At 44.1% G+C, this 6,820-nt stretch carries 7 protein-coding genes; 4 read left to right on the forward strand and 3 right to left on the reverse strand.

What is annotated here, in order from left to right; translation table 11 throughout:
- Positions 1 to 308: 308 nt before the first annotated feature.
- Together WMO25_RS12725 and WMO25_RS12730 are read left to right on the forward strand one after the other, a co-directional pair.
- Positions 309 to 1,235 carry an ABC transporter permease gene (locus WMO25_RS12725; RefSeq protein WP_349085600.1) on the forward strand — a complete coding sequence of 309 codons (927 nt, stop codon included), beginning with the start codon at positions 309 to 311 and terminating at the stop codon, positions 1,233 to 1,235.
- The gene (locus WMO25_RS12730) at positions 1,228 to 2,022 is read left to right on the forward strand and encodes an ABC transporter ATP-binding protein (protein WP_015515073.1); all 795 of its coding nucleotides are present in this window, start codon (positions 1,228 to 1,230) and stop codon (positions 2,020 to 2,022) included. Before WMO25_RS12725 ends, WMO25_RS12730 begins: the two co-directional genes overlap by 8 nt.
- A 193-nt stretch (positions 2,023 to 2,215) precedes the next feature.
- On the opposite strand, the gene WMO25_RS12735 is transcribed toward WMO25_RS12730, so the two are convergent.
- The 3 genes from WMO25_RS12735 to WMO25_RS12745 form a co-directional block, all read right to left on the reverse strand.
- Positions 2,216 to 2,596: a RidA family protein gene (locus WMO25_RS12735; RefSeq protein WP_015515074.1), complete on the reverse strand. Its 381-nt coding sequence runs from the start codon at positions 2,594 to 2,596 to the stop codon at positions 2,216 to 2,218.
- Positions 2,597 to 2,860: 264 nt separating this feature from the next.
- Complete coding sequence (locus WMO25_RS12740; RefSeq protein WP_349085601.1) at positions 2,861 to 3,958, reverse strand: Ldh family oxidoreductase; 1,098 nt, start codon at positions 3,956 to 3,958, stop codon at positions 2,861 to 2,863.
- Between the two features lie 168 nt (positions 3,959 to 4,126).
- The gene (locus tag WMO25_RS12745) at positions 4,127 to 5,020 is read right to left on the reverse strand and encodes a DegV family protein (protein ID WP_015515076.1); all 894 of its coding nucleotides are present in this window, start codon (positions 5,018 to 5,020) and stop codon (positions 4,127 to 4,129) included.
- A 602-nt stretch (positions 5,021 to 5,622) separates the two neighbouring features.
- Between WMO25_RS12745 and thiS the strand changes: the two genes are divergently transcribed.
- Together thiS and thiF are read left to right on the forward strand one after the other, a co-directional pair.
- Entirely contained in the window at positions 5,623 to 5,820 is a 198-nt protein-coding gene (gene thiS / locus WMO25_RS12750; RefSeq protein WP_117527680.1) for a sulfur carrier protein ThiS, read from the forward strand.
- Between the two features lies 1 nt (position 5,821).
- A complete protein-coding gene (gene thiF / locus WMO25_RS12755) occupies positions 5,822 to 6,661 on the forward strand; it encodes a sulfur carrier protein ThiS adenylyltransferase ThiF (RefSeq protein WP_349085603.1) in 840 nt (279 codons plus the stop codon).
- Positions 6,662 to 6,820: the final 159 nt, after the last annotated feature.

Genomic DNA, 6,820 nt, shown 5'->3' on the forward strand with positions numbered 1-6,820 from the left:
CTGAGGTTCTTCAGGGTGAAGATATCTCTACAATGCCAATTGAATATGCACCAACATTTACAAAAGAATACGTTGCAAGCCGCTGCGAAGCATATGGTATTACAGTACCTGATGATTATGTAGCACTTGAGGAATAATCATACATAGGAATATAACAAGATAAATAGGGGCTGCGCACAGTATATAAGAAGCTTTCGAGCGGTATATTCTGCGGCGGCCCCATCTTGTGTGTTATGCATGCGGTATGATCTGGTATCATTGTGAGCATGGATACAGTCAACTAGATGAACAGCAAGGAGGAATCAGCCATGAATATAATGGCATTGATCAGCGCACTGCCGGGTGCAGCTGCCCAGGGACTGATCTGGGGAATTATGGCAATCGGTGTTTATATTACTTTCAGAACACTGGATATTGCCGATTTGACGGTAGATGGCACTATGTGTACAGGCGGTGCTGTCTGTATTATGATGATGATGAATGGACACAACGTATGGGTAGCGATGCTGGCGGCATTTATCGCAGGTATGCTGGCAGGTTTTGCAACAGGCTTTTTCCATACCTTTATGGGAATTCCGGCAATTCTTTCCGGTATTCTGACCCAGCTGGCACTTTGGTCAGTGAACCTGAAGATCATGGGCAAGTCCAACCAGGCACTGAATGTGGATAAGTACAATTTGCTTGTTTCTCTTCGCTACATCAAAGGTGTTTCGATTTTTAAGAATACCATTGTGATCGTTGCGATTATGATTTTTGTACTGATTGCCATTCTCTACTGGTTCTTCGGTACAGAGCTTGGATGTTCAATTCGTGCAACAGGCTGCAACAGCAATATGGCACGGGCTCAGGGAATCAATACGAACTTCAATAAAGTACTTGGCCTGATGATTTCCAATGGCCTTGTAGCACTTTCCAGCGCCCTGCTGGCTCAGTATCAGGGATTTGCGGATATCAATATGGGACGTGGTGCTATCGTTATCGGTCTGGCGGCCGTTATTATCGGCGAAGCGATTTTCGGACGTATTTTCCGCAACTTTGCCCTGACACTGTTAAGCGTCGGTTTTGGTGCTGTTATCTACTATCTGGTTCTTCAGGTTGTTATTTGGCTTGGCGTTGATACAGACCTTTTGAAGATGTTCTCCGCAATTGTTGTTGCAATTTTCCTTGCAATCCCGTATTGGAAGAGCAGATATTTTGCAAAACCGGTAAGAAGAGGAGGCACCGCAGATGCTTGAGATTAAGAATATTTATAAGACATTTAACGCCGGCACAGTGAATGAGAAGAGAGCCCTTAATGGCCTTTCCCTGAATCTTGAAGACGGTGATTTCGTAACAGTCATCGGCGGCAATGGCGCCGGCAAATCCACCATGCTCAATGCCATCGCAGGTGTATGGCCGGTGGATGAAGGGCAGATCATTATTGATGGTGTGGATGTGACAAAACTTTCCGAACACAAGAGAGCCAAATATCTGGGAAGAGTTTTCCAGGATCCGATGACCGGTACGGCAGCTACCATGGGTATTGAAGAGAACCTGGCATTGGCACAGCGCCGCGGTCAGTCAAGAACGCTGAAGATTGGAATTACCAAGAAAGAGCGTGAAGAATACAAAGAACTGCTGAAGATCCTTGGCCTTGGACTTGAGAACCGTCTGACATCAAAGGTGGGGTTGTTATCCGGTGGTCAGAGACAGGCACTGACTCTTTTGATGGCAACATTGAAAAAACCGAAGCTTTTGCTTCTGGATGAACATACAGCAGCCCTTGATCCGAAGACAGCAGCCAAAGTCCTTGAGACAACGGATATGATCGTCAACAGGGATCATCTGACAACCATCATGATCACCCATAACATGAAAGACGCCATCGCTCACGGCAATCGTTTGATCATGCTTATGGACGGCAAGATCATCCTGGACATCAAAGGCGAAGAGAAAAAGAAACTCACCGTCGAAGATCTGCTGCATCAGTTCGAAAAAGCCAGCGGCGAAGAATTCGCCAACGACAGAGCACTGCTCAGCTAATATATCTTTCCGTAAATGATGCACGCATCGATAATCGGGAATGTATATGAAAGTAAATCCTGAAATTAGTGCAATTGCTGTTATTGTTTTTAGTACAGCCATGGCACAGACCAACTATAAAAGAAATACCTCCGGAAACAGTGGGCGCTGAGCCCGTTTCCAGAGGTATTTCTTTTATAGTTGGTCTCGTCAATTAGTCAACAACAGCAATTGCGCCGATTTCAACAAGGGCATCCTTAGGAAGTCTTGCAACTTCTACAGCAGCTCTTGCAGGGCATTTCTCTGTGAAGAATTCTGCGTATACAGCGTTCATGTCAGCAAACATGTTCATATCTTTCATGAAAACATCAACACGAACAACATGATCAAGATCTGTACCTGCTTCAGCAAGGATGTTCTTGATGTTTGTCAGAGACTGACGTGTCTGTTCCTGGATTGTATCGCCTGCGAAAGCGCCTGTAGCAGGATCAACCGGGAGCTGACCGGAAACGTAGATAGCGCCGCCTGCCTTGATAGCCTGTGAATATGGTCCGATCGCTGCTGGTGCATTAGATGTGTGAATTACTTCTTTCATAATAAAAAGCCTCCTTGAAATCATGTAAAAATAGTATCTCACGTAATTGCTCATATGTTCATAACGCTGATTGCAGCACATTGATAAAATAGCTTTGAACAATTACTAAAATTTATATATTCATCATACCATAAAACAGACAAAAAGCAAGATGATATCTAAAAAATATTTAGTACAACTAAAAGATTTTTGATACTATCTTGCTTTTATACAGTCATCTGTTTGGTTCAGTCTTCTGATCGGATAAAACGGATGAGAAGAGGCTTATCCGTTATAAATATCTCCGAAGTAGCTGTTAAAATCGGCACCGACATATTCACTCAGATCTTTCATCTCAGCCAGTGTCTTGACGTCAACATCCAGACCATTCTTCATACGGTCTGCTGTCGCAAGGATTTCCTTTTCACCATGGGTATAGATGCGTTCCTTGCCGTCTGCCTTTGGAGATTCGCGCAGTTCTGTCAGGAAATCGGACAGGTGCTGTTTGATGGCTTCGGCATCTCCGAATGCAGCAGGATCAATGGCAATAAAACCATGGCATGTGCCGCCCTTGCCGTTCTGGATACTGTGGTTGGATGTCAGCCCCATAGAAAGGATGGAGCAGAAGATTTCGCAGAGCATGGCATAACCATAACCTTTGTGGCTGCCTGTCAGTTCTTCTGCGCCGCCCAGAGGCATAATACCGCCGCCGGCTTTCTTGTCGATGTTGGTCAGAACTTCTGCAGCGTTTGTGCAAGGATGGCCGTTGGCATCCAGACCCCAGCAGTCAGGAATTGGCTTCTCGGCTTTTCGGTACATCTCGAACTTGCCGCGGGTGACGACACTTGTAGATGCATCGAAGAAGAAAGGATATGGTTCAGCCGGCATGGAAATAGCAATTGGGTTTGTGCCCAGCATGGCTTTCTTGCCGAATGTCGGAACAACGATGGCTTCTGAGTTTGTAAAGGCCATACCAATGAGCCCCTGATCGCAGGCCATCTTGGCATAATAACCGGCGATACCGAAGTGGTTGGAATCTCTGACGGTGACAATAGCCATACCGATCTCTTTGGCTTTCTTAATAGCCAGATTCATGGCAAAATGACCAATCAACTGTCCCATACCATCATGACCGTCTACGACGGCTGAAACAGGTGTTTCAAAAACGATTTCAGGTTTGGCGTGAACTTTGATCATGCCGCTGGCAATACCTTTGTGGTAGCGGACAAGTCGCTGCGCACCATGGGATTCAATCCCGTAAACATCTGAGAGTAATAAAACATCGGAAATAATACGGCTTTCTTCTTTTGTGAAACCGAATCTCTGGAAAACATCCATACAGAATGCATCCATTACATCATACTGAATTTTAACGTGTGCCATATCCGGACCTCCTAAATGATTTTTATCAATTTTTATCAATTTAAAACGTTAGGTATAAAAAGTTTAGCATAAATCCAACGATTTCTCAATGGATAAAGCGTATCTATTTCAGTAATTTTAAAACCATTTAAAAGTTTGTTGATGGAACTTGAAGTGAGAGGCTTTTGGCTAGCAGGATTTCTCGCACAGTCCAAAACCAATCGGATGAGGGCCTGTATGCACGCCGATGGTGGCACCAATCTGTCCGATTTCGACCGTTGGTTCAAAGCCCGGCCATTTCTTCTTCATGTGTTCAATCACATCTTTGCGGAGATCTTCGCCTTCTTTGATGTTGTAGCCGTAACCAACCATATAAATATAACGGTCCGGATCATTACCGTTTTCTTCGATGTGAGCAAATAACTTCTCCATGGCCTTTTTGCGGGACTGAACACGGCCTCTGGCAAGGCCGGATGGAAAGAGTTCGCCCTGGGTCATAAGGATCATTGGACGTAGATTCAGAATATTGGCGGAGATGCCTGCCAACTTGCCGACACGTCCGCCGTGAACAAGGTAATCCATATTTTCAACAGTAAAGAAAATACGGCATGTGTCTTTGATTTCATCGGCGCGTTTGATCAGGGCATCATAATCGGCACCGGAGCGTTGGAAACGTACGATTTCCTGAATCATCAGACCCTGCATCAGGGTGGCAAGGGTTGTATCCATGATTGTTACACGGATACCCGGATAATTTTCCTGAATCATGTTGCCTGCATTGCGGGCGGAATTATAGGAACCACTGAATTTGGCACTTAAGGTAAAGCAGATGATATCAATGCCCTGTTTGGCATATTTTTCAAAAACATCATAATAATCCTGAACTGTTGGTAGCGAGGTCTTTGGGAAAATCTTTGGATTGTCCACCATAAACTGATAAAAATCACGGACATCCAGTTCTTCGATCTCTTTTAAATAATGTTCGCCGTCCATGGTCACATAATAAGGTACAACATCCACGCCGAATCTGGTGGCACGTTCACTGCCCATATCCCATGAACCGTCTGTAATAATCTGGTACATAAAAAAACTCCTAAAATCTTGCGAAATCCATTTAGGCTTTATGAAATATATAAAATTATTCGTTCATAAGCAGGCACACTCGCGTTGTCACTTCTTGGCAGCGGTACATAAGGTGAGAATTTCGCATGTAATTTATTTTCATCAAATATAAAAAAGTTATTTATTCAGAGAGTATTATAACGCGAAGCAATATTTTTATCAAAATGAAATGAGAAAATAGGCTACAGTTTCGGGATTTTGTATAGTAAATTGGGGGATTGACAGGAAATGTTTGATATGGTTTTTGCTTTGGAAAAGTGAGAGTTTTATGGCGGACAAAGTATGTTTTAGATGGGATGCAGGCGGAATATGGGGTTGACAGATGGTTAAAAAACGTTATAATTAAGTCAGAGTGCAAAAGTTCATTTGGTTTATGACTGTTATGTGAATGGTTATGAATTTTGATGTTTAGCCGCATGAAGGGGTACACCACCACGGGTGTAGTTCTTTGTGCGGATTTTTTTATGCGGGTAATGAGCCAAAGTTCATGCTTGCATGGAACCTTAGCAAATACTGAGAACGTCAAAATTGGTGCACGTTTGTGACGAGGGGAGGGGTTCGTAGTGATTAAGGTCAATGGTGAAATGCTGGAAATTGCAGAGGGTACAACGGTTGCAGCTTTTTTAAAGGAACACGGGTATCCGGACAAGATGATTGCGGTTGAGTGCAATGGCGCAATTATTCCGAGAAGTATATGGGAAGAAGCCATTTTGAAGGATGGCGATACAGTTGAGGTTGTCCGATTTGTAGGAGGCGGTTGATGTGGCAGAGATTATTTTAAACGGGCAATCTGTGAAGACAGAAGCGGCAGATATGGAAGATTTGAAGCGACAGACGTATGCTTCGGAAGGCCTGTCAGAGGATATTCAGAGACATTGTGTATGGATTGTTGAAGGCTTTCAGACGGATGAGAATCTGTCTTTGAAGGACGGAATGACCATCAATTGGATACAGAAAGGCAAGATGCCGGATCGTGAAGAGATGGAGAGTATGCTCTGTGCAAGACATACGCCTCATGTCTATGAAAAGGCGAAGAAGGCAAGGGTGGCAATCGCAGGTCTTGGTGGCCTGGGGTCGAATATTGCAATCATGCTGGCAAGAACCGGTATCGGTCATCTGCATCTGATTGATTTTGACATTGTGGAGCCGAGCAATCTGAACCGGCAGCAGTATATGGTGGAACATCTGGGCATGTACAAGACAGAAGCTTTAAAGGATGAATTGCAGCGAATGAATCCGTATATCGAGGTAAAGATTGACACAGTGCATATTACGGAAGAAAATTGCCGGGATCTTTTTAAAGATGACGATATCATTTGTGAGGCCTTTGATAAGCCAGATGTGAAAGCAATGCTGACAGAACAGCTTCTATGTTATTATCCGGAGAAGACATTGATCTGCGGTTCCGGAATGGCAGGCTATGGCTCATCTAACACAATCAAGACGCGCAAGATCAATGATCATTTTTATATTTGCGGGGATGGCGTCAGCGGCGCCATGCCGGGCAGAGGACTGATGGCGCCGAGAGTGACCATCTGTGCGGCACACGAAGCCAATATGGTTTTGCGCTGCGTCCTTGGTCTGGATGCCGATGAGATATAGAAGGATACGGCCGGTACAGTCGAATGAAGATAAGATATAGAAATATAAAAATCCAATTGTTAGGTACCTTATATAATTAGAAAACTAAAACTTCCCACACCGATACGGTGTGTTGAACCTTGAAAATTCAATATTTCAGCCAATAAAAAAGGCATAAAC

This window comes from Coprococcus intestinihominis (assembly GCF_040096555.1).
GTDB lineage: Bacteria > Bacillota > Clostridia > Lachnospirales > Lachnospiraceae > Coprococcus_A > Coprococcus_A intestinihominis.